Raw genomic sequence first — 21,606 nt, forward strand, 5'->3', positions numbered from 1 at the left:
GTCGACGATCAGAGGCCGATCAGGGAAAGCGTCCGGGCGCGGCGTTCCTCGCCCCATCGGACCGGCGGCGTCGGCGGCTGGCCGGCTGCGACGTCCGTGCCTTCGCCCGGTTCCAGAACGACCTCGCCCCCGGCCCGGCCGGCCACGGCGACCGTGCCGTCCAGCACCAGCACCGCCGTGGTGCCCGGCGCGACCTCGACCGTCCAGTCGGTGGAGCGGGCGGACGCGATGGCGGTTTCGGTCCTGACCTCGAACCCGCCGGCCTGGGCGGGATTGACGATCGCCCGCACGATGCCCTGGAGCAGGGTCAGCGCGGCGGAGAGACGGCCGCCCTTGGGATCGGTCGTGAACTCGTCGATGGAGAGCGCGCATCCCGGCCCAAGCACGACGCTGCTGCCGTCGGCGAATTCGATGGTCAGGCGGGTGTCGGCCTCGGTCGTCACATGGTCGGCCCGGAAGATCGGCGCGCCGACGATCAGCGGGGCGGGAACGCGGTTCCGCAGCACGGTGGCCGCGCCCGTCTGGCCGGCGATCCAGCCGATGGGCGCAAGCTCTTGCGCCATGGCGGCCGGCGACTGTGCCAGAACGCACAAGAGAGCCATCAGCGCCCATAGGACGCCGGCTGGATGCGCACGCTCTGCCCTCACGACCCTTCGCCCCTCCTGTCAAAGACCGTTAACCATGATCGCCCCATCCCTTGCTCGACGCAACCGCGAGTCGGGCTGGCGCGGGCTGCGCAAATGGGTTAGCCACGCGCCATCATGATCGCGATCTTCCAGGCGCTTGCGCCGATCTTCCTCCTCATCCTGCTGGGCGCGGCGCTCAGGGCGCGCGGCTTCGTGCCGGACCTGTTCTGGCCGTCGGTCGAAAAGCTGGTCTATTTCGTCTTCTTCCCCTGCCTGCTGGTGGGAACGCTGGTCCGGGCCGATCTGGCGCTGGGCGCGGTGGCCCCGATGGCGCTCGCCATGGCGGGCGGCATGGTGCTGACCGCCGCCTTCGTGCTGGCGATCCGGCCCTGGACCGCGACCGACGATCCGGGCTTCTCCTCCGTCTTCCAGGGGGCTATCCGGCCGAACAACTATGTCAGCCTGGCCGCCGCCGCGACCCTGTTCGGGGCGGAGGGGCTTGGGCTGATGGCGGTCGGGATCGCGGCCATCGTGCCGCTGGCCAACGTGCTGTCGGTGTCGGTGCTGCAACGCTACGGCGCCAACGGCCAGCGCGGATTGAAGGCGACCGCGATGGCGCTGGCCCGCAACCCGCTGATCCTGGCGGTGGCGGCGGGGCTGGCGCTCAACCTGCTGGGCGTGCGCCTGCCGGGCGTGGTCGAGGACACGATGGAGGCGCTGGGCGGCGTCTCCCTGCCGCTGGGCCTGCTGGCGGTGGGGGCGGGGGTCAACCTCCGCGCCATCGGCACCGCCCCGCGCCCCACCGCGATCAGCGCGGCGGCGAAGCTGGTCGGCGTGCCGTCGGCCACCGCGCTCTGCTGCTGGGCGCTGGGGGTGGACGGTACCGAGGCCATGGTGGCGATCCTCTACCACGCCGTGCCGACGGCCGCCGCCTCCTACGTGCTGGCCCGCCAGATGGGCGGCGACGGCCCTCTGATGGCGGGCATCATCACCGTCGCCACCATCGCCGCCGCCGTGACCATGCCGATCTTCCTGACGATCGCCGGATCGGTCCCTATGTGACGTTGTTTTTATTGGTCATTCCCGACTTGATCGGGAATCCATAGGCCCGTCGTCGCTCCACCGGTGGCGAAGGATAAAGCGTCGCCGTCCTGCGATCCCTACTGTCCAATGGCTTTCTCCAGGCGAAGGCGGAAAATCTCCCCGTAAGGCTGATCGGTAAGCAGATAGACCGCGCCGTCGGGTCCTTCGGTCAGGTCGCGGATGCGGGCGCCGAACTCGATCCGCTCCTCGCCTATCACCGTCTCGCCGCGCAGCGTCAGGCGGAAGAGGGATTGGGAGGAAAGTCCGCCGATCAGCAGATTGCCTTTCCAGGCCGGTATCTCGGATCCGCCGTAGAAGATCATGCCGGAGGGTGAGATCACCGGCGTCCAGTGGAAGATCGAAGAAGCGAATTCCGGCCGCATCGGCGGGTCGGGGATGGTCTCGCCGGAATAGTGGCGGCCCCAACTCACCACAGGCCAGCCGTGATTCTCTCCGGCCTCGGGAATGTTCAACTCGTCGCCGCCCCACGGCCCGAACTCATGAATCCAGAGCTGCCCCGTCTCCGGATGCATGGCGCCACCTCCGATATTGCGGTGGCCCCAGGACCATATCGACGGATCGTAGCCCTCCGTATCGACGAAAGGATTGTCGGGCGGAATGTCGCCATTCCTCTCGATCCGGGCGATGACGCCGATTGTGTTGGAAGGGTCCTGCACCAGATCGTGCGCGAAGCGATCGCCGGTCATCACGAAGAGCCGACCGTCCGGAGCAAAGGTCAGCCGCCCGCCGAAATTCCTCACATCCTCTACCTTCGGGCTTTGCCGCCAGATCGTTTCCACCTCTTCAAGACGGCCTTCGGCGAGGCGGCCGCGGCCGACGGACAGGCCTGAGGTGCCGTTCTCTCCCGGTTCGGAGTAGGCGAAGTAGATGAGGCTGTTCGCTTCGAAGTCGGGATCGAGCGCCAGGCCCAGGAGTCCGCCATTCCCTTCGGAGAATATCTCGGGCAATCCGTCGATGGGATCGCCGACGCTCCCGTCGGGGGAGACGCGCCTGAGCCGCCCGGGATGCTTCTCCGAAACCAGCATGTCGCCGTCCGGAAGAAAGATAAGGCTCCACGGATAGCTCAGCCCCGCCGCGACCGTCTCGACATGGAGGGTGCCGGCCGCGACCTCGAGCGTCCGCTTCGGCGGCTCCTGCGTCGGGGCGACGGGCGACCAGAAAGCGACGATGGCACTGAGGAACGCCGCGCCAAGCAGCCGCCAATGGATGCCGGAAACCTTCGGGTGCCTGGCCTTTGCCATCACGACTGCCTCCCCGGTGCTGCTGGACCGGTAATCGTCTTGGCGTCGGGAAGTTCCGGACGGAATCGGCGGCAGACAGGCCCAAACCGCCTCAGTCGACCAGCTTCTCCGGCGTGATCGGCAGGTCGCGGATGCGCTTGCCGGTGGCGGCGAAGACGGCGTTGGCGACCGCCGCGGCGACGCCGGTCGCGCCCAACTCGCCGATGCCCTTGCCGCCGATCGGGCTCGCTATCTCGTCCACCTCGTCCACGAAATGGATAGTGATGTCCGAGGGGATATCGGCATTGACCGGGATGGCGACGCCGGCCAGGTTCTTCGACAGGAAGCGGCCCAGCGCCGGGTCGAACGGGCTCTGCTCCATCGCGGCCATGCCCCAGCCCCAGATGATCCCGCCGGTCATCTGCGACCTCGCGGTGCGCGGGTTGATGATGCGGCCGGCGCTGTAGCTGCCGACGGCGCGGCGCAGCCTCAGCAGCCCCAGCTCCGGGTCCACCCCGACCTCCACGAACACCGCGCCGAAGGTGCGCATGGCGTAGCCTGCGCCATGGCTGCCCGGATCGAAGGAGCCTATGCCCGTAACCTCCGCCACGCCGGCGGCGCGCATCGCGTCCCCGATCGCCTGTCCTTCCGCCGCGCCCCTCCGGCGGATGCGGCCGCCTTCCATCTCCACATCGTCCGGCGGCAGGTTGGCAAGGCGCGCCAGCTTCGCCCGGGCGTCCCTTGCCGCCTGAAGGACCGCCGCGCCCACCCCCATGGTGGAGGAGGAGCCGTAGGTCGGCCCCGCCTCGGGAAGCTCCGTGTCGCCCAGCGCCAGCGTCACTTTCTCCAGCGGCAGGCCCAGAATGTCGGCGGCGATCTGCGGGAAGATGGTGGCGGTGCCTGTGCCGATATCCTGCGTTCCGGTGCGGACGACAGCACCGCCATCGGCCTTCAGCACGATCTCCGCCCCCGGCGTCGGCATCCGGAAGCAGCCCATGGTGCAGGTCGCCATGCCGTGGCCGACCAGCCAGTCGCCGTCGCGGGAAGGCCGCCGGGACCGGTCGCGCCAGCCGAAAAGCCGCGCGCCCTCCTCGTACGCTTCCTTCAGCTTCTTCGACGACCAGGGCTCCCCCGTCGCCGGATCCTCGTCGGCATGGTTGGCGAGGCGAAGATCGAGCGGATCCATCCCCAGATCGTGGGCCAGCTCGTCCATCGCGCTTTCCAGCGCCCAGAGACCCGGCCCCTCGACCGGCGAACGCATCGCCGTCGGCATGGCCACGTTGGCGCGCTCCATGCGCTGGGAGGTCACGATCGCCGGGCTGGCATAGACCCCCTTCGACGCCTCGGTCGCGTATTCGGTGAAATCGTCGGTGACCGTGGTGAGGTTGACCACGTCATGGCGGAGCGCCGTCAGTCGTCCGCCCGAACCGGCGCCGAGCGTCATCTTCTGCGCGATGCGCGGCTGGTAACCCAGGAAGGCGTACATGTCGGCGCGGCTCAGCGCCAGCTTCACCGGCCGGCCCGCGACCTTCGCGGCCGCCGCCGAAAGGAACTGCTGCGGCCATATCCAGCCCTTGACGCCGAACCCGCCGCCGGTGTGCGGGCAGATGACGCGCACCTTCTCCGGCGGCATTCCGAACAGGCTGGCGACGACCAGCCGGACGCCATAGACATGCTGGGTGGAATCATGGAGCGTCAGCCGGTCGCCCTCCCAGACTGCGAGCGTGGCCGAAGGCTCCATCGGGTTGTGATGGCGCGGCGGCTGCAGGTAGGCCGCTTCCAGTCGGCGGTCGCCGCCGGTCAGCCCCGCCTCCAGGTCGCCCTTGGCGAAATCCGGCTCGAAATAGAGGAAGCCGCTCTGCCTCGGCTTGCCGGCGGCGCGGTCGATCGTCGCCCAGTCGGCCTCGGCCGGCGACCGCGCATTGGAGGCTTCGTAGCGCATCTCCACCAGCCGCGCGCCCTCCTGCGCTTCCTCCAGCGTCTCCGCCAGCACGATGGCGATCGGCTGGCCCTGGTAGCGGATATCGTCGTCCTGCATCGGGATGTGGGTCTGCGCCATCATCGGCGCGTCCGCCTTTCCGAAGCGCGGCATGTCGCGCTGGGTCAGGACGTGGACTGCGCCGGCTTCCCCGAGCGCCCGCGCGGCGTCGATCGCGACGATCCTTCCCGCCGCGATGGAGGCGGAGACGATGGCGGCGTGGAGCATCCCCGGCGCGTCCTGGTCGGCGGCGTAGCGGGCCGCTCCCGTCACCTTGGCGAATCCGTCGGGACGGGGGAGGGGCTGTCCGATGGTCATGGTGTCGTCCTCCCCGCAATCTCGATAACCCTGAGGGCTGCGTTTTTCGCCAGCGGGATCTTGTAGGCGTTGTGGGAAAGCGGACGGGCGTCGGTGAAGGACATCTCGATCGCCCGCCGCAGCGCCTCGCGGTCGCCGATGTCGACCCCGGCGAGGCGCGCCTCCGCCGCGTCCAGCCGCCAGGGCCGATAGGCGACGGAGCCGAGCGCGATCCGCGCCCGGCGGATGGTCGCGCCCTCCATCTCCAGCGCCGCAGCGGCGGAGACGGTGGCGTATCCGTAGGATTCGCGCTCCCTCACCTTCAGATAGGCGGAGCGCGGGGCCGGGGCCGGCAGTTCGATGGCGGTGATCAGCTCGCCTTGCCGTAGGATCGTGTGATCTTGCGGCCGTTCCCGCGACAGGATGTGGAACTCCGTCGCCGGAATACGGCGTCCGCCGTCCCGGTGCGCGGTCACGAAGTTTGCATCCAGCGCTGCCAGCGCGACCGCCGGGTCGGAGGGCTGGGTCGCCACGCATTCCTCAATCCAGCCGAAGATGGCGTGCCGGTCGTTGAGGCCGTGGAGCGCGGAGCAGCCGGAACCCGGCTCCCGCCTGTTGCAGGGCAGCTTCTCTTCCGCTCGGAAATAGGCGCAGCGCGTCTTCTGGAGCGGATTGCCGCCGACGGTGGCGAGGTTGCGGAGCTGCGCGGAAGCGGCTTTCAGGATCGCCTGGCTCAGCACCGGATAGTCGCGCGCCACATCCTCGTGCTGCGCGGCGTCGTTGAGCCGGGCCAGCGCACCGATGCGCAGCCCGCCATCGGGCAGGCGCTCGATCCGGTCCAGCCCCTCCAGCCGGGTGATGTCGATGACCCTGGCCGGCCCGGCGATGCCGAGGCGCAGCCAGTTCAGCAGTTCCGTGCCGCCCGCCAGGAACGCGGTGTCCCACTCAGCGCCGGCGGCGATCGTCTCGTCCAGATGGCTCGCGCGGGCATAGGCGAAGGGGGTCATCGGCCGTTCCTCCCGGCGCCGGCGGCGGCGCGCACGGCGTCGACGATCTGCGGATAGGCCGAACAGCGGCAGAGATTGCCGCTCATCCATTCGCGGATCTCGGTGTCGGAGCCGGCATGGCCTTCGTCGATCAGCGCGACGGCCGACATCACCTGCCCCGGCGTGCAGAAGCCGCACTGGAAGCCGTCATGGTCGATGAAGGCCTGCTGCACCGGATGCAGCGCGCCCTCCTTCGCCAGCCCCTCGATCGTCGTCACCTCCCGACCGTCGGTCGAGGCGGCCAGCACCATGCAGGAATTGACCCGCCTGCCGTCGAGATGCACCGTGCAGGCCCCGCACTCGCCGAAATTGCAGCCCTTCTTCGTGCCGGTGAGCGCCAGCTTCTCCCGCAACAGGTCCAGGAGCGTGGTCCGGGGGTCGAGGCCGGGCAGCCTGTGATCCTCGCCATTTATCCGCACCGTCAGATCGTGCCGATCGTGGAAGTCCATGGGGCTCGCCTTTCAGGAAGGAAATGTCGGGATGAATCCGCAACGCCGGCGCGCCGCGGCCGAAAGGAACGAAACCGTACCGGCGGGGCCGTATCGGTTAAACACCCCTATTCAACAAGCGGTCTTGAGAGAAGTTTCATAATGCGTCGCGATCAACTCACCGGCATCGGCGCCTTCGCGGCGGTTGCCGAACGGCGGAGCTTCACTGCCGCCGCGGCGGCGCTCGGCGTCTCCCCCTCCGCCCTCAGCCATGCTGTCCGGGCGCTGGAGGAACGGCTGGGCATCCGGCTACTGGACCGGTCGACCCGAAGCGTCGGGCTGACGGAGGCCGGGGAACGCTATCTGGCGCGCGTTCGCCCGGCGCTGGATGAGCTGGCGACGGCGGCCGAGGAACTGGACGAACTGCGTGACACGCCCTCGGGCGTGCTGAGGCTCGACGTCTCCCGGCCGGCTTATTTCTCCGTCCTCTCGCCCAGGCTCGCCGCCTTCCGGGCGGCCTATCCGGACATCAGGCTGGAACTGACGCTGGCGGATTCGCTGTCGGACATCGTCGCCAATGGCTGCGACGCCGGCATCCGATTGGGCGAGACGCTGCAGCAGGACATGGTGGCCGTGCGGATCGGGGAAGGGCTGGAGACGGTGATCGCCGCCGCGCCGGCCTATTTCGCCGGCAGGCCGAAGCCGCTGCGGCCGGAGGATCTGGCCGGCCACGAATGCCTCAATTTCCGCTTCCCCTCCAGCGGCGCGATCTATCGCTGGGAGTTCGAACGGGAGGGCCACGAAGTCGACATCGCCGTCCCCGGCGCGATCGTCGCCAACGACGCCCTCGTCCTGCGCGACATGGCTCTCGCCGGCCTCGGGCTCGGCTACTTCCTCAGCGACATGGTCGCGGACGACCTCGCCTCCGGCCGCCTCGTCCGCGTCCTGGAGGACTGGTCCCCGCGCTTCCCCGGTCACTGCCTCTACTACTCCAGCCGCCGCCTCCCGCCCGCCAAGCTGCGGGCGCTTATCGACACGTTGAGGGGGTGAGGCTTCGTTATTGATCATTCTCCAGCGAACGCCGGAACCCATAGGCCCTGACCGCCGATTTCACCTCATCCTGAGCCCGTCGAAGGATGCGTGCCCACATGGTTCGACAAGCTCACCATGAGGGAGAGGGGCGGCGATGAAATGGCCGCGCCGCCTCACTTAAAGCTGTTGTCGACTTTCGCGGCGCGGGCGATATCGGCTATCGAGCGGAACGAGAACTCCCCGGCGTCCGCCTGCTTCAGCCCTGCCGCGATCTCGCGCCGAAGCACGGCCAGCTTTTCCAATTCGTCTGTCCGGCTGACACTGGTAGCGGGCATCCCAATCTCCCTCGGAATCTGCCGCCGGAAGCGCCAGTTGCGCTTCCGGCGGCGGTCGCCCTCAGTGCAGTTCGATCCAGACCGTCTTCAGGTCGGTGAACTTGTCCATGGCGTGCATGCTCTTGTCGCGGCCGAAGCCGGATTGCTTGAAGCCGCCGAAGGGGGTGGTGATGTCGCCGCCGTCGAAGCAGTTGATCCAGACCGATCCGGCGCGTAGCGCGCGGGCCGCCTTCATCGCCTTGTTGACGTCGGAGGTCCAGACCGCGGCGGCCAGGCCGTAGATCGTGTCGTTGGCGATCTTCATCGCCTCCTCCTCGTCCTTGAAGGTCAGGGTCGCCAGGACAGGGCCGAAGATCTCCTCCCGCGCGATCGTCATGTCGTTGGCGACATTGTCGAAGATCGTGGGCTCGACATAGAAGCCACCGCTGTCGGAACGGGCGCGGACGCCGCCCATGCGCAGATTGGCGCCGCCTTCCTTGCCCTTCTCGATATAGCCCAGCACCCGCTCCATCTGCTGCTCGTCGACGATGGCGCCCATCGTCGTCTTCGGGTCCAGCGGGTTGCCGGGAGCCATCTTGCGGCCCCAGTCCATCACCTTCTCAAGGAACGCGTCCTTGATCGTCTCATGGACCAGCAGGCGGGAGCCGGCATTGCAGACCTCCCCCTGGTTGAAGAAGATGCCGAAGGCCGCGTTCTTTGCCGCGATGTCCAGGTCGTGGGCGTCGGGCAGCACGATATGCGGGGTCTTGCCGCCGCATTCCAGCGCCACCCGCTTCATGTTGCTTTCGCCGGAATATTTCAGGAAGAACTTGCCGACCTCCGTCGATCCGGTGAAGGTCAGTGCGTCCACGTCCATATGGCGGCCGATCGCCTGGCCGGCTTCCTCGCCCAGCCCCGGAACGACGTTCAGAACGCCCTCGGGCAGCCCCGCCTCGACCGCCAGTTCGGCCAGCCGGAGGGCGGTCAGGGAGGATTGCTCCGCCGGCTTCAACACCACCGAATTGCCGGTCGCCAGCGCCGGCCCCAGCTTCCAGGCGGCCATGATCATCGGGAAGTTCCACGGCACCACCGCGCCGACGACGCCCAGCGGCTCCCGCAGGATCATCGCCACCACGTTGGACGCGGTCGGGGCGACCTCGTCATAAACCTTGTCGATGGCCTCCGCGTAATACTGGATGCAGCCGGCCGTTGCGGGCACGTCGATCGAGCTGGAATCGGCGATCGGCTTGCCCATGTCCAGCGTCTCCAGCAGCGCCAACTCCGTCCCGTGGGCGCGGATGGCGTCGGCGAAGGCGAGCATCACCTTCTTCCGATCGCGGGGCGCCATCTTCGCCCAGACGCCGCTTTCGAACGCCTTGCGGCCCGACGCCACCGCGCGGTCGACATCCTCGACATCGCCGCTCGCCACCTGGGTCAGCACCTTGCCGTCGACAGGGCTGATGCAGTCGAAGGTTCGGCCGGACGCGGCCGGCGCGAACTTTCCGTCGATGAAGCACTGGTTGCGGTAATTGAGCGTTGCCGCCTGGCCGCGCCAATCGTCCAGCGAGAGGGCTGCGGACATGGGATTCCTCCATAGGATTAAGGTTTCGCGTTATCGCGGTGAAGCCAGTCTAGGGGGCGGCCTCTCCGTCCCGCAAGGGGGGCTTAGGGGCAGGCACCTAAGGTAGTCCGTATCGTTCCCGATATTTGTCATGGGCGCTTGGCACCACCCGCTGAAGACCGCAGACCATGGTGATGCCCTCGACATCGTCGGCCGCCTGCACGGCCAGGTCCTCGACATCGACCATGAAGCATTCGCTGTGGTCGGACTGGACGCCGGCGGCACAGGCCGACAGCAGGGCGCCCGCGATCAGAAGAGAGGGAAGGGGGGAGGGCATGAGAACGGCTCCGTCCAGTGAAAGAAGCTATGGGCGTGAATACTCCAACGGCCCTGATACGGATGCGTTTCGCCAGTTGGTGCAAACAGGCATCGCGCTCTGCTATTCCTCATTCTCAAACCACATTGCGGCGGCCGCGCCCGATGACAAGAGATGGACGGGAGGAAACCGGACGGATGTTCGACAAGATTCTGGTCGCCAACAGGGGCGAGATCGCCTGCCGGGTCATTCGCACCGCCCGCCGCATGGGCATCGCGACGGTCGCGGTCCATTCCGAAGCGGACGCCGACGCGCTGCATGTCCGCATGGCGGACGAGGCGGTGGCCATCGGGCCCTCGGCCTCGGCGCAATCCTATCTGGTGATCGACCGTATCCTCGATGCCTGCCGCCAGACCGGGGCGCAGGCCGTCCATCCCGGCTACGGCTTCCTGTCGGAGAATGCGCGCTTCGCCGACGCGCTGGCGGAAGCCGGCATCGCCTTCATCGGGCCGGGGCCGGCGGCCATCCGCGCCATGGGCGACAAGATCGAAAGCAAGAAGCTGGCGAAGGCGGCTGGCGTCAGCACCGTGCCCGGCCATCCCGACGCGGTGGCGGACGATGAAGAGGCGCTGGCCGTGGCGCGGGAGATCGGGTTTCCCGTAATGCTGAAGGCCTCGGCCGGCGGCGGCGGCAAGGGCATGCGCATCGCCTGGAGCGAGGCGGAGGTGAAGGAGAGCTTCCGCTCCGCCGCCAGCGAGGCGCGGAACGCGTTCGGCGACGATCGCGTCTTCGTCGAGAAGTTCGTGACCCAGCCCCGCCATATCGAGATCCAGGTGCTGGGCGACGCCCACGGCAATGTCGTCTACCTGCATGAGCGGGAATGCTCCATCCAGCGCCGCCACCAGAAGGTGATCGAGGAAGCGCCGTCCCCCTTCCTCGACCCCGCTACCCGCGAGGCGATGGGCGAGCAGGCGGTCGCGCTCGCGAAGGCCGTGGACTACAAATCCGCCGGCACGGTGGAGTTCATCGTCGACGGCGCCCGCAATTTCTATTTCCTGGAGATGAACACGCGGCTCCAGGTCGAACATCCGGTGACGGAGAAGATCACCGGCCTCGACCTCGTGGAATGCATGATCCGCGTCGCGGCGGGGGAGAAGCTGTGGTTCGGCCAGCAGGATATCCGGCTGGATGGCTGGGCGATGGAGGCGCGGGTCTATGCAGAGGACCCTGTGCGCGGCTTCCTGCCCTCGACCGGCCGGGTAACGCGCTACCTTCCGCCCGCCGAGGACGACCATGTCCGCGTCGACACCGGCATCCATGAGGGCGGCGAGATATCGATGTTCTACGACCCGATGATCGCCAAGCTAGTGACCCATGGCGGCGATCGGGCGGAGGCGATCGGCCATATGGTCCGGGCGCTCGATGCCTTCGTCATCGGCGGCGTGCGCCACAATATCCCGTTCCTGGCGACGCTGATGGCCCATCCGCGCTTCGCCGCCGGGGAGATGACCACCGGCTTCATCGCGGAGGAATTCCCCGAAGGCTTCCACGGCCGCGACCTGCCGCCGCGCGACCGGGAGCGCATCGTCGCGGTCGCCGCGGCGCTCCACCGCCACTATGTCGACCGCAACCGCCAGGTCAGCGGCCAGGTCGCCGTCCACCGCACGCCGCCCTTCACGGACTGGATCGTCCGCATCGACCGGGAGAACGTGGCTGTCACCATCCGGCCGATCGACGGCGGATACCGCGTGGCGGAAGGGGAGGGCGCGCCGGTCGATGTTGTGGGTGACTGGTCGCCCGGCCAACCCCTCTTCGACGGATCGGTGGGCGGGGAGCCGATGGTCGTCCAGGTGAAGATGACCGGGATCGGCTACCGGCTCGTCCATGGCGGCGCGACGGTGGACGCGCTGGTGCTGACCCCGCGCGCCGGCGCGCTGGCGGATCTGATGCCGGTGAAGGAGCCGCCGGACCTCTCCCGCTTCCTCCTGTCGCCCATGCCGGGGCTGCTCGTCTCGCTCGCCGTGGAGGAGGGACAGGATGTCGATGCCGGGGAGCCGCTGGCCGTGGTGGAGGCGATGAAGATGGAGAACGTGCTGCGCGCCGAACGGCGCGGCCGCGTCTCCGTCCTCCACGCCGCGGCCGGCGACAGCCTGTCGGTCGACCAGAAGATCCTTGAATTCGAATAGGCCCCGCTCTTGTTCGCCGCCCAGCCACCCGAACCGGCCCATTGGGAAGGCCGCGTGCGATGGCTGCACAATGTGCTGGCCGACGCCCGGGACCGGCAGGATGCCGAAATCGGCGACCACACCGCCGCCCTGCTGGCGGAGCTGGAGACGGTGTTCGCGGCCGGGGCCTGGGTCGCCACGGTCATCCTCGCCGCCTCCATCGTGGAGGCGCATCTGCGGGCCTCGATGCCGGAGATCGGGCCCTATGGCAACGCCGTCTCCCTGTTCGGGGAGGCGGGGCTGACCGAGGAACATGACTGGCTCCGCCGCCGCCGGAACCGGCTGCTCTACGTCTCCGACCCGCCGGCCCTGACGCCGGACATGCACTGGTTCCAGGCCGAGGAGTTGGAGGCCGACGCCCGCCGCGCCGTCACGCTGATGGCCGACGCGCTGTTCCGGCCGCTCTACAGGCCGCTCTGAGGGACATTGCCGTAAGCGCTACGAGCGGTCACAGTCGCGAAATGACCGATGCTCCCCAACCCGACCGCCTGTCGGTCCGTCTCCTCATCGCCGGCCGCGTGCAGGGCGTCTTCTTCCGCAACTGGATGATCGCCGAGGCCAATCGCCTGAACCTCGACGGCTGGGTCCGCAACCGCGCCGACGGCACGGTCGAAGCCGTCATCGCCGGCCCGCGACCGGCCGTGGAGGAACTGGCCGAACTCTGCCGGCAAGGCCCGGACTCGGCCCAAGTCGCCTCCATCGACCGCACCCCCGCCCCCGACCCCGGCGCGAAAGGCTTCACCAAGGCGGCGACGGCCTAGCGGTCCACCGGATCGGCCTCCTCGAAGACCTCGTCCCAGGCGGCGCGCAGGGCCACATCCATGTCGGCCATCGTCACCGGCAGGCCGAGGTCGACCAGCGACGTCACGCCGTGCCCCCCGATGCCACCCTGGATGCCGCAGGGGACGATGCCCGCGAAGTGGGTGAGGTCGGGCTCGACGTTCAGCGATATCCCGTGGAAGGTCACCCACCGCCGCACCCGCACGCCGATCGCCGCGATCTTGTCCTCCTGTCCGGCCCGGCCGCCGCGCCTTCCCCTGTCGACCCAGATGCCGACGCGGCCGTCGCGCCGCTCTCCCTCGACATTGAACCGCGCGAGCGAGCGGATCAGCCACTCCTCAAGGTTCCGCACGAAGACGCGCAGGTCCGGCCCGCGCCGGTGCAGGTCCAGCATCACATAGGCCACGCGCTGGCCGGGGCCGTGATAGGTGAATTGCCCGCCGCGCCCGGTTCGATGGACGGGGAACCGTGTCGGCTCCAGCAGATCCTCGTCACGGGCCGACGTGCCGGCGGTATAGAGCGGCGGGTGCTCCAGCAGCCACACCAGCTCCGGCGCCTCGCCGCGCGCGATCCGGTCGACCCGCGCCTCCATCTCCGCGACGGCCTCTTCATAGGGGATCAGCCCTTCGGAAATCCGCCATTCCAGCCCCGGAGCCGGACTTTCGCCGACGGGCGCGCACAACTTCTTGATCGAGGTCATGCGATTTGGTATTCCCCCGTCACCTCGAAGGCAAGGTCCGTCTGATGGGCTTGCCTGACCGGTGCGGTCGTGGCGGAATTGGTAGACGCGCAGCGTTGAGGTCGCTGTGGGCTAACCCCCGTGGAAGTTCGAGTCTTCTCGACCGCACCAATCTTCTTTTCGAGAAATTCCGTCATGCCGGACTTGATCCGGCGTCGATGGCCGCAGGGACGCGGCCCGGTTCTTCGCCGACGGTGAAGCGGCGATGACCCATGGATTCCGGATCAAGTCCGGAATGACCAATAAAAACAATGTGGTGCCCCAACCAGCACAACGTCATGCCGGACCTGATCCGGCATCCATGCGGCGTCGAAGGCCGCCGGACGCGGCCCAGTTCTTCGCCGACGGTGAAGCGGCGCTGACCCATGGATTCCGGATCAAGTCCGGAATGACCAATAAAAACAATGTGGTGTCCCAACCAGCACAACGTCATGCCGGACTTGATCCGGCATCCATGGGAAGTCGACACCGCATGGATTCCGGCTCGGGGGCCGGAATGACCGAAAAGGAAACCTCATGGTGAGCCCGTCGAACCATGTGTGCACACACCTTTCGACAAGCTCAAGGTGAGGAGGTTCTCTCCCCCGCTCACTGCGTTATCGAATTGTACGCCGCCGTGAAGCCGATCAGGGAAAGGTCGATCCGCACCTGTCGCTGGTCGGCGGCGATATAGCTGATCGTCGCCTCGTCGCCGGCCCCGAACTGCTCGATCAGGTCGTTCGCCGTGGCCCCGGTGATCGACCCTCGGCAGATGTCCCCCGAACAGGAAGGCAGCGAGGCGAGCAGCGGCTCCTGCCCGTCCACGCCGAGCCCGAATCCGGTGCTCTGCTGCGCATGGATCAGTTCGATAACCAGCGCCATCTGCTGGCTTGAATCCGGTCCAAGCGCGATCCTCGCGCCAAGCGGGCCGGCATCCGTGGCCAGACCGTTCTGGGTATAGATCACGCAAGGACGCGTGGTGTTCTCTCCGGGGGCCGGGCAGTTGCTGCGCCACTGCTGGAAGGCCTCTTCGACGCCGTCCTGCGCCTGCGCGCCGCCAGCCGCCAGGGCCAGGATGAAGGCGGAGATCAGGGGGATGGTGGAATGTCTCATGGCTTCCTCGCGTTCCTCTTTCAGGTGGTGGTCAGGATTCCAGGCACATCATCATCGGCGTCGGCGCCGATGCGCCCGGCAGGCATACCGGCTGAATCCCGCAACTGCCCGCGGGCTGCGGCTCCGTCTGCGGCAGATCGTCCAGCCGGGCCCGGCAGATGGGGGTGACTTCGCGGGCGGACTGGTCGGCCACCGCCTGGGCGGCCTGCTCCAGCCCCCGGCCCGCCTCGTAAGGCGCGCCCATGCCCAGCGCGTCGGACGATGGCGCGCCGCCGCCGACCAGCGCGCTGACCGCCGTCCCGACCAGCGCCGCCGTCACGCAGCCGCCCAGCGTCGCCGAGGCTAAAACCAGCAGCGCCGCCGCCGCCATTTCGGGCCTGCGCCTCACAGCCTTTCTCCGGCATGGGCCGCGCCGTTCATGCCGGCCGCGCGATCGGTCCGTCCCAGGGCCCAGATCGCCGCCTGGGTCCGGTTGCCGACATGGATCTTCTTCAGCAACCGCCGCACCTGGACCTTCACCGTCGCCTCGGCGATGCCCAGCCGGCGCGCGATGACCTTGTTGGGCTCGCCCTCCACCAGATGCTGCAGGATCTCCGCCTCCCGCGGCGTCAGCCGGGGTCCCGGATGCCCCGGCGTCGCGGCGGCGCGCGGCGGCGCGGTCCCACCGATCAGCCGCGCCGCCAGCCGCGTCGGAAAGACGTTCTCGCCCAGCATCACCAGCGCGATGGACTGGATCAGCGCCTCCTTGGAGATGCCGCGCGGCAGCAGGGCGTGGAATCCCAGATCGAGCGCCAGCATCAGCTGGTCCATCGATTCCTCCGAGACGAGGACGACCAGGCGCAAGGTGGGACGCTCCGCCATCAGCCGTTTCAGCCCGGCGGCGGGAGAAGGGTCGATCGGTGGCATGTCGAGGAAGATCGCCACCGTCATGTCGGCCGGCGACGCGTCGCCGGCGTTGCCGATCAGCGCCTCGAAGCCGGGCAGGCTGCCGGTCACGCGGATCGGCGAATCTTTCAGGAGATGGCGTAGCCCGTCCCGGAACAGCACCTCGCCGCCCACCAGCGTCGCGTCGATGGTATTGGTCCGGTCCATGACATCCTCGGCTCCCCGGTTTCTTCGGGCTTTGCGTCAGTCGCTGGCGGTTTCGCCATTCAGCGCGTCGGTGACGGTGTCGACGGGGGAGTTGGAGTTGGAGGTCGCGGTCTGGTCGCCATCGCTCGCCTGGTCCGCGCCGATATCCGCGTTCGCGCCCTTGCCGACGAAGATGCAGGCCATGTTGGATGTCGCGCTGCCGGTCTGCCCGTCGGCGCCGCCGCAGATGACCTGCGTGACCTCTCCCGAGCTCCCGCCCGATCCGTTCTGGTCCTCTCTGTCCTCCACCGCCCGCATTGAGAAGGCGATGCCCACCCGGTCGCGTGGCTGGAAGTTGTAGGGCCGTTCCATCATCTGCGCCTGCGCGGCGCCGGAAGCGCCGAGCATCAGGAGCGCGACCAGTGAAACCGTCGAACGACGCATGATGTCCTCCTGTCCTGTTTCCTCTGGAAAAAGGAGGGGAGCGGCCGAAACCGCTCCCCCGAACCATGGATTACTCTTCACCGCCTTCTTCGCCGGGCTCCGGAACTTCGATGGCGCCGACGCTGACGCTGATGTTGTTGCCAACGGCCGTGGCGATCGAGGACACGATCGGCCGGCCCAGAACGTCGAGATCGTCATTGGCCAGCTCGTCCACGCCCAGGTTGTAGTAGCCCTGGAGGGTCACGTCGTGGACGTTGGACACCGCATTGACGTTGGCGTGGCTGTACTGGCTGATGTTCGCCGTGACCACCGCGTCGTCGGGCGTGGCGGGATCGACGGTCAGGCTGTAATTGTTGCCCACCGCCGTCGCCGTGCTGTCGACCGTCGCATTCAGGATGTAGGAGACATCCGAAACGGCTTCGACCTTGGCCGCGTCGAAGTACCAGTCGCCATACAGACTCTGCTCGGCGTCGGCGTTGACCGCGACCGTGCTCTCGATCGAGGCGTTGTTGCCCACGGCCGTGGCCGTGCTGATGACCTCCGGCAGTTGGCTGATCGCGTTGGCGACGAAGCCGGTCGGCACATAGACGTTGCCGGAGACGGTCACGTCGAGTTCGCCGCTGGTCGTGCCGACGACATCCAGGCCGTTCGGCTCATCGCCGTTAACGCCGCCGGTTACGGTTCCAGCAACGTCCGACTGGTTCGTGCCCGCCGGCTGTCCGGCGATGCCCACAAGCCCGTTGATCGCCTGCTGATTGGACGATGTGCCGTTCGCGCCGGTGCTGTCGATGTCCACGAAGCCGGTGGCGTTGCCGGTGACGTCCAGCGAGCCCGAAGTGGTTCCGGTCAGCGTGACCGGGACCAATTCATATTCCACCGGCTGATGGTTGTAGATGCCGTAGACGGTGGAATAGGCGGTGACGTCGCCCTTCTGGATCTGAACGGTTTCGACCGTCACCATGCCCGACGGATCGAAGTAGGAATAGACGTCGACCTCGATATCGATGTCGGTCCAGACATCCAGGTACCAGTCCCAATGGGAGTGGTCGAACGCCTGGGCCGAGCCGGCCCCGAGGCCGACGGCCAGCGCGCATGCCGCGGTGGCGGTCGCCAGTACGAGTTTACGTGTTGCCATTGTCAGAGTTCCTCTCTTCTAGAACGCCGTCCATGTACCCGGTCTCCACGAGGGCGCAGTTGGGGCCCGCGGGGAGACCGAGGAATTCCGTCATGATCTGGTGCACACCCATTTCCACGACGGACCTGACGCCGAGCTGGAGCGGCTCGTTCTGGATTCTCCCGGCGTCAAACTCGACAAGCGTGTCCCCGAAGAAGCGGAAGACGTTGGCTTCCACCTCATAGCCGAGGATCTGCTTCTGAAGGCTGGTGACGTAGCGGACCGCGAAGGTCCGGGCGTCGACGACGCGCATGTCCAGCGCGACGTTGATGATGACCGTCCGCGCCCCGGCGCCGATGCCCGACACGTAGAGGCCGGCGCCCTCGCTGACGATGTTGTAGTTCAGCTCCGTCAGCGCGCCGAGGATCAGGAAATCGAACGGCGCGATCTGGAAATCCTGCTTGCCGATCGGCAGCATTCCCTGCTCGGCCATCCGCACCTCGGCCAGCGGGACCCGCAGGTCGAACCGCTCCACCAGATGCGCCTTGCCGGTCTTGAAGAGCGCGCTCATGACCATTTCCGACACGCCCTGGGTCAGGGCGTTGCCGTTCTCGTCATAGTTGATCTGCCCCGTCTTGTCGGCAACCTCACCGACGGAGAAGGTCGGCAGGTTGTTCGCCGCGATCTGCTGCATTGAGCGCAGGCATTGCGAATAGGGCGTGTCGTTGTCGGTGACGGGGAAGCTGTAGACCGGCTGCACGCCATTATCCGGATAGACGCCGGTGCCGGCGCAGGCGGACAGAAGCATGGTCGCCGCCGAGATGGTCAGTGCTGCGCGGATCCCATGCATGCGTCTCTCCCTGCCCCGGCCCGGACCTGTGGCGTTACCGGTCTCGCTTGGCGGCGCCGGCGCTTCAGGTCAGGAAATTTTTGAATTCATGGCCTCGATTTGGCGCAGTAATTGTGCGCGAAATGCCCCGGATCGGAAGCACGCTTTGGTATCGGCGGAAGGCAATTCCGGCGGGCGGGCGTTAACGATTAATTAACTAAAATGCGCCGGAAGGTGGATATCCGTTGGGCTAGGCAAGCGCGGAAGACGGTGGAAGGAAACCCTTCCGGATAGCGTCCAAAGAGAATCGGCCCGCTACCTCATCGACGTTCGTTCTGTGGATTGCGCCGTCTACTCTGGAAGAGCGGTGGGATTTTCAGCGAGGCCGGAGCGTGCCATGTCCTGTGAAGACGCCTTCGCGGCACGGCCGCAGATCCTGATCGTCGTCGACCGGCTGCAGCGGTCCCGCCGGCTGGCCCGCATCTTCGGTGGCGGCGGGGTCGCGATCGGCGGCATCGTCCGCCGGTTGGCCGACCTGTCCGACGCCCTGGCGCGGCAGAGGGTGGACGCGGTGGTGACATCGCCGCGCTTCCTGGGGGCCGTGGCGTCGCGGCTGTCCCAGCCTGCCGTCTCCGCCCCTGCCAATGCCAAGCCGCTGATCCTGCTGCTGCTGAGAAACCCGGCCGATCTGGGCGTCATCGGCAGCGCCCAGAAAGCCGACGGCTGGATATTCGAGGATTGGGAGATCGGCCGGCTGCGCCAGGCCCTGCTGCTGGCGCGCTTCGGCCTCACCGTGCTGCCCGACATCCGCCGGCTGCTGGGCGGCCGCATGGCGCGGCGGCGGACGTCACGGCTGGATGATCTGTCTGACCTTCAGCGGCGGACCCTGAAGATGCTGTCGCACGGCCTCTCCAACAAGGACATCGCGGTCGCCCTCTCCGTCGGCGAGGCGACGGTGAAGGCCGCCGTGCGCGGCATCATCATCAGGCTGGGCCTGCGCAACAGGACGGAGGCCGCGGTGTTCGCGGCCTCCCATTATCGCAGGATGGAGACGGAGAGGCCTACATGACGTCCAGCATCGCGATCCACTGGTCGATCGACGCGGACCATCTGGAATGCAGGCCGGGGGTGCCGTTCAAGCCATCCGCCACCGCCACGCGCCGGTACAGGCTGTCGGAGATCGAGCTGGCGCTGTCGCTGTAATAGGGGAAGGGGCCAAGCCCCTCCGCCCCGCGCGACGGGCCCATCACGGCGGACCGGGGCAGCAGCACGCCGCTCAGCGTTCGGATATGGGCCTCATTGTCCTTGCCCTCCACCACCGTCACCAGCGATCCGTCGAAGGCCCTCAGCATGTCGTCGGGGCGCACGCCGTCGATCTCATCCAGCAGGATCGCCTGGCGATAGGCGTTGCTCATGCCGATGTCCGAAAGCCCGCCGGGTCTCGGGAAATTGTAGGGCTCGTTGAAAAGCTGCGCGTCGGCTGCCTTCGGGACGACGGTCGATCCGATCGCCGCGACGGCGAGGGCGCAGAGCAGAAAACGAACAAGCCTCATGGCGACTCCTTCTCCCATCATCGGGATCGCAATCTCTTTCGACTTTAGAATAAGGCTCCCCCTCAGCCGATAGGCAAGACTCGCTACCTCTTCTGCGTCGGCTCTTACCTCTTTGTGATTACTGGAAAGGCGCGGTCTTTCTCTTGTTCAGCGAGAACGGAATTCCTCACGCGGGCTCGACCATGGTTAAAATAATATGGCAATCAGACAGTCAACAGCGCATAATAATTATAATCTTGTCGAAAACTGAATATAATGCGGCCAAATTCTCTTCCGTCCTGTTCCTTGCGGGAAAACCTGAGGCTCAACTGACAGGAAGAATGCCGATGACTGATGGACAGGCCCGCTGCCTCATCGTTGGCGGCGACCAGCTTCTTCGCGAAGGATTGCAGCGGGTCCTCTCCGGCGTGGTCGATGTGGTCGACATGTTCGACACGCTCATCCACGGCATGAACGGCCGGTCCGAACCGCCCGCCGTCGATATCGTCCTCCTTCTGGAATGGCATCCGGGCGACCTCCAGTTCCTCGAATGCCTCCGCCGCCTGCGGTCGGGGTCTCCCAAGCGGCGGGTGGTCATCCTCGGCCGCGACCTCGACGCGTGGAGCATCCGGGTTGCCCTGAAGGAAGGGGTGGACGGCTATCTCGTCAGGGATTTCGGCGCGCCGGCACTTCTCCACTCGCTTCATCTGGTGCTGCTGGGCGAAGGCGTCTTCCCCCGGCGCGTGGTCCAGCAGCTCCTCCAGGGCGGGGTGGAGAATGGCGGCCTCTCACGCCATGGGGAGATGCCGGTCCTCTCCAACCGCCAGACGGAGATCCTGGAGCGGATCGCCAACGGCCAGTCCAACAAGGAGATCGCCCGCGGCCTCGGCACCAGCGAGGCCACGGTGAAGGTCCATGTCCGCTCCGTCTTGCGCAAGATCGGGGTGGAGAACAGGACCCAGGCCGCCATCTGGGCGCATGCCCACGGCGTCGGCCAGGGTGAGCTGACTCCCCGTCCTTCCGCGGCGGCCGCTCCGGTCTAGTGCCCCCGCCTAGTGCAGCGTAGCCGATCCGGCGTGAAGGGTCGCTTCCCGTGAATGGCCGAAAGCCCGCTCCGGCGGGATATCGACCGGCGGGAAGACCATCCCGGCGTCGGAGAAGACGCGCCCGATATCCCGAAGGATGCCGCCCGCCGCCCGGCAGGCCGTCTCCGTCAGCATCGAGTGCAGCAGCAAGGGGCCCTCCAGGCTTGCGCCGCCCTGATAGAGCGCCGCCAGGTCCAGGATGCGCCGTTCGTCCTCCGACAGCCCCTTCTGGCACGGGCAGTTGATGTCCAGCTGCCGGATCGCGCCATGGCCGACGACGACCATCAGATTGTCGACCAGCCCCACAGCGCGCGGCGCGCCGGCCCGCGAATAGGCCTCATGCAGTTTCTCGCCCACCGGAATGCGCTTCTGAAGGCCGACCACCCAGATGCGCATCGACCACAGAAGCATCTGCTCCGCGAAGCTCAGCATGTCGCTGCTCCAGGCTCTGTCGTCCTGGGATGAAAGATGGTTCGCCAACGGATCCTCCTCGACGGGAGCGATCATGATAATGAGAATGATTATCATTTTCCAGCGACATTTCCGGGACGCCAGTCGGCCAATCCGGCCCCGAGCCGGCATCCACGCAGTGTCGGTACCCTATGGATGCTGGATCAAGTCCAGCATGACATTGTTTTTGTTGGTCATTCCGGACTTGATCCGGAATCCATGGGCCGTTGCCGCGTCACCGGCGGCGAAGGACCGGGCGCCGTCCCGGCGGCCATCGACGCCGCATGGATGCCGGATCGGGGTCCGGCATGACGGCTTTCTTC

Annotated in this window: 26 protein-coding genes and 1 tRNA gene; 10 read left to right on the top strand and 17 right to left on the bottom strand. The window is 67.3% G+C overall.

The genetic code is table 11. The features are described 5' to 3' along the window. Positions 1 to 8 precede the first annotated feature (8 nt). Positions 9 to 647 (bottom strand): FecR family protein, encoded by a 639-nt coding sequence (locus tag AAFN89_RS07290; RefSeq protein ID WP_347537479.1) that lies wholly within the window; start codon positions 645 to 647, stop codon positions 9 to 11. 114 nt (positions 648 to 761) lie between these two features. Between AAFN89_RS07290 and AAFN89_RS07295 the strand changes: the two genes are divergently transcribed. Beyond that, a complete protein-coding gene (locus AAFN89_RS07295; RefSeq protein ID WP_347537481.1) occupies positions 762 to 1,688 on the top strand; it encodes an AEC family transporter in 927 nt (308 codons plus the stop codon). 98 nt (positions 1,689 to 1,786) lie between these two features. Here the strand turns inward: AAFN89_RS07295 and AAFN89_RS07300 are convergent, their stop codons facing one another. The 4 genes from AAFN89_RS07300 to AAFN89_RS07315 form a co-directional block, all read right to left on the bottom strand. Continuing rightward, positions 1,787 to 2,971 (bottom strand): PQQ-dependent sugar dehydrogenase, encoded by a 1,185-nt coding sequence (locus AAFN89_RS07300; protein ID WP_347537483.1) that lies wholly within the window; start codon positions 2,969 to 2,971, stop codon positions 1,787 to 1,789. 91 nt (positions 2,972 to 3,062) lie between these two features. After that, positions 3,063 to 5,246, bottom strand: a complete 2,184-nt coding sequence (locus tag AAFN89_RS07305) for a xanthine dehydrogenase family protein molybdopterin-binding subunit (RefSeq protein ID WP_347537485.1) — start codon at positions 5,244 to 5,246, stop codon at positions 3,063 to 3,065. Then, positions 5,243 to 6,232, bottom strand: coding sequence for a xanthine dehydrogenase family protein subunit M (locus AAFN89_RS07310; RefSeq protein WP_347537488.1), 990 nt, complete (start codon positions 6,230 to 6,232; stop codon positions 5,243 to 5,245). The genes AAFN89_RS07305 and AAFN89_RS07310 overlap by 4 nt, the downstream gene beginning before the upstream one ends. After that, positions 6,229 to 6,720, bottom strand: a complete 492-nt coding sequence (locus AAFN89_RS07315; protein ID WP_347537490.1) for a (2Fe-2S)-binding protein — start codon at positions 6,718 to 6,720, stop codon at positions 6,229 to 6,231. The genes AAFN89_RS07310 and AAFN89_RS07315 overlap by 4 nt, the downstream gene beginning before the upstream one ends. Before the next feature lie 141 nt (positions 6,721 to 6,861). On the opposite strand from AAFN89_RS07315, the gene AAFN89_RS07320 reads away from it, so the two are divergent. After that, a complete protein-coding gene (locus tag AAFN89_RS07320) occupies positions 6,862 to 7,749 on the top strand; it encodes a LysR substrate-binding domain-containing protein (RefSeq protein WP_347537492.1) in 888 nt (295 codons plus the stop codon). A gap of 155 nt (positions 7,750 to 7,904) precedes the next feature. On the opposite strand, the gene AAFN89_RS07325 is transcribed toward AAFN89_RS07320, so the two are convergent. The 3 genes from AAFN89_RS07325 to AAFN89_RS07335 all read right to left on the bottom strand — a co-directional run bounded on the left by AAFN89_RS07325 (position 7,905) and on the right by AAFN89_RS07335 (position 9,943). Next, on the bottom strand, positions 7,905 to 8,066 hold the full coding sequence (locus AAFN89_RS07325; RefSeq protein WP_347537494.1) for a hypothetical protein: 162 nt from the start codon (positions 8,064 to 8,066) through the stop codon (positions 7,905 to 7,907). Positions 8,067 to 8,127: 61 nt separating this feature from the next. Beyond that, entirely contained in the window at positions 8,128 to 9,627 is a 1,500-nt protein-coding gene (locus tag AAFN89_RS07330; protein ID WP_347537496.1) for an aldehyde dehydrogenase, read from the bottom strand. Between the two features lie 97 nt (positions 9,628 to 9,724). Beyond that, complete coding sequence (locus AAFN89_RS07335; protein WP_347537498.1) at positions 9,725 to 9,943, bottom strand: hypothetical protein; 219 nt, start codon at positions 9,941 to 9,943, stop codon at positions 9,725 to 9,727. 176 nt (positions 9,944 to 10,119) lie between these two features. Between AAFN89_RS07335 and AAFN89_RS07340 the strand changes: the two genes are divergently transcribed. Genes AAFN89_RS07340 through AAFN89_RS07350 form a run of 3 tightly spaced genes read left to right on the top strand, consistent with a single transcriptional unit; the run spans position 10,120 to position 12,908 of the window. After that, complete coding sequence (locus AAFN89_RS07340) at positions 10,120 to 12,108, top strand: acetyl/propionyl/methylcrotonyl-CoA carboxylase subunit alpha (RefSeq protein ID WP_347537500.1); 1,989 nt, start codon at positions 10,120 to 10,122, stop codon at positions 12,106 to 12,108. Positions 12,109 to 12,117: 9 nt separating this feature from the next. Beyond that, complete coding sequence (locus AAFN89_RS07345; protein ID WP_347537502.1) at positions 12,118 to 12,567, top strand: hypothetical protein; 450 nt, start codon at positions 12,118 to 12,120, stop codon at positions 12,565 to 12,567. Positions 12,568 to 12,608: 41 nt separating this feature from the next. Beyond that, positions 12,609 to 12,908: an acylphosphatase gene (locus AAFN89_RS07350; protein WP_347537504.1), complete on the top strand. Its 300-nt coding sequence runs from the start codon at positions 12,609 to 12,611 to the stop codon at positions 12,906 to 12,908. On the opposite strand, the gene lipB is transcribed toward AAFN89_RS07350, so the two are convergent. Beyond that, positions 12,905 to 13,627: a lipoyl(octanoyl) transferase LipB gene (lipB, locus tag AAFN89_RS07355; RefSeq protein WP_347537506.1), complete on the bottom strand. Its 723-nt coding sequence runs from the start codon at positions 13,625 to 13,627 to the stop codon at positions 12,905 to 12,907. The genes AAFN89_RS07350 and lipB overlap by 4 nt on opposite strands. Positions 13,628 to 13,690: 63 nt before the next feature. On the opposite strand from lipB, the gene AAFN89_RS07360 reads away from it, so the two are divergent. Together AAFN89_RS07360 and AAFN89_RS07365 are read left to right on the top strand one after the other, a co-directional pair. Further along, positions 13,691 to 13,777: transfer RNA gene (locus AAFN89_RS07360), tRNA-Leu, on the top strand. 94 nt (positions 13,778 to 13,871) lie between these two features. Beyond that, on the top strand, positions 13,872 to 14,189 hold the full coding sequence (locus AAFN89_RS07365) for a hypothetical protein (protein WP_347537508.1): 318 nt from the start codon (positions 13,872 to 13,874) through the stop codon (positions 14,187 to 14,189). Between the two features lie 65 nt (positions 14,190 to 14,254). Here the strand turns inward: AAFN89_RS07365 and AAFN89_RS07370 are convergent, their stop codons facing one another. The 6 genes from AAFN89_RS07370 to AAFN89_RS07395 form a co-directional block, all read right to left on the bottom strand. Then, complete coding sequence (locus tag AAFN89_RS07370; RefSeq protein ID WP_347537510.1) at positions 14,255 to 14,758, bottom strand: invasion associated locus B family protein; 504 nt, start codon at positions 14,756 to 14,758, stop codon at positions 14,255 to 14,257. 31 nt (positions 14,759 to 14,789) lie between these two features. Then, positions 14,790 to 15,146, bottom strand: coding sequence for a hypothetical protein (locus AAFN89_RS07375; RefSeq protein WP_347537512.1), 357 nt, complete (start codon positions 15,144 to 15,146; stop codon positions 14,790 to 14,792). After that, the gene (locus AAFN89_RS07380) at positions 15,143 to 15,850 is read right to left on the bottom strand and encodes a response regulator transcription factor (RefSeq protein WP_347537514.1); all 708 of its coding nucleotides are present in this window, start codon (positions 15,848 to 15,850) and stop codon (positions 15,143 to 15,145) included. Before AAFN89_RS07380 ends, AAFN89_RS07375 begins: the two co-directional genes overlap by 4 nt. Before the next feature lie 36 nt (positions 15,851 to 15,886). Then, on the bottom strand, positions 15,887 to 16,273 hold the full coding sequence (locus AAFN89_RS07385; protein WP_347537516.1) for a hypothetical protein: 387 nt from the start codon (positions 16,271 to 16,273) through the stop codon (positions 15,887 to 15,889). Between the two features lie 70 nt (positions 16,274 to 16,343). Further along, the gene (locus AAFN89_RS07390) at positions 16,344 to 17,408 is read right to left on the bottom strand and encodes a hypothetical protein (protein ID WP_347537518.1); all 1,065 of its coding nucleotides are present in this window, start codon (positions 17,406 to 17,408) and stop codon (positions 16,344 to 16,346) included. Then, a complete protein-coding gene (locus AAFN89_RS07395; RefSeq protein WP_347537520.1) occupies positions 17,395 to 18,237 on the bottom strand; it encodes a CsgG/HfaB family protein in 843 nt (280 codons plus the stop codon). The genes AAFN89_RS07390 and AAFN89_RS07395 overlap by 14 nt, the downstream gene beginning before the upstream one ends. A 376-nt stretch (positions 18,238 to 18,613) precedes the next feature. On the opposite strand from AAFN89_RS07395, the gene AAFN89_RS07400 reads away from it, so the two are divergent. Further along, entirely contained in the window at positions 18,614 to 19,285 is a 672-nt protein-coding gene (locus AAFN89_RS07400; protein ID WP_347537522.1) for a LuxR C-terminal-related transcriptional regulator, read from the top strand. Here AAFN89_RS07400 and AAFN89_RS07405 read toward each other — a convergent pair. Then, on the bottom strand, positions 19,278 to 19,769 hold the full coding sequence (locus AAFN89_RS07405; RefSeq protein WP_347537524.1) for a hypothetical protein: 492 nt from the start codon (positions 19,767 to 19,769) through the stop codon (positions 19,278 to 19,280). The genes AAFN89_RS07400 and AAFN89_RS07405 overlap by 8 nt on opposite strands. 326 nt (positions 19,770 to 20,095) lie before the next feature. On the opposite strand from AAFN89_RS07405, the gene AAFN89_RS07410 reads away from it, so the two are divergent. Continuing rightward, positions 20,096 to 20,791: a response regulator transcription factor gene (locus AAFN89_RS07410; RefSeq protein WP_347537526.1), complete on the top strand. Its 696-nt coding sequence runs from the start codon at positions 20,096 to 20,098 to the stop codon at positions 20,789 to 20,791. 9 nt (positions 20,792 to 20,800) lie between these two features. Here AAFN89_RS07410 and AAFN89_RS07415 read toward each other — a convergent pair whose 3' ends face one another. Further along, the gene (locus AAFN89_RS07415) at positions 20,801 to 21,265 is read right to left on the bottom strand and encodes a hypothetical protein (protein WP_347537528.1); all 465 of its coding nucleotides are present in this window, start codon (positions 21,263 to 21,265) and stop codon (positions 20,801 to 20,803) included. Positions 21,266 to 21,439: 174 nt separating this feature from the next. Between AAFN89_RS07415 and AAFN89_RS07420 the strand changes: the two genes are divergently transcribed. Then, the gene (locus tag AAFN89_RS07420) at positions 21,440 to 21,595 is read left to right on the top strand and encodes a hypothetical protein (RefSeq protein WP_347537530.1); all 156 of its coding nucleotides are present in this window, start codon (positions 21,440 to 21,442) and stop codon (positions 21,593 to 21,595) included. The last annotated feature ends 11 nt before the right edge of the window (positions 21,596 to 21,606 follow it).

Origin of the sequence: Inquilinus sp. CAU 1745 (assembly GCF_039839375.1) — a bacterium.
In the GTDB taxonomy this organism is placed as follows: domain Bacteria; phylum Pseudomonadota; class Alphaproteobacteria; order DSM-16000; family Inquilinaceae; genus JBDOQU01.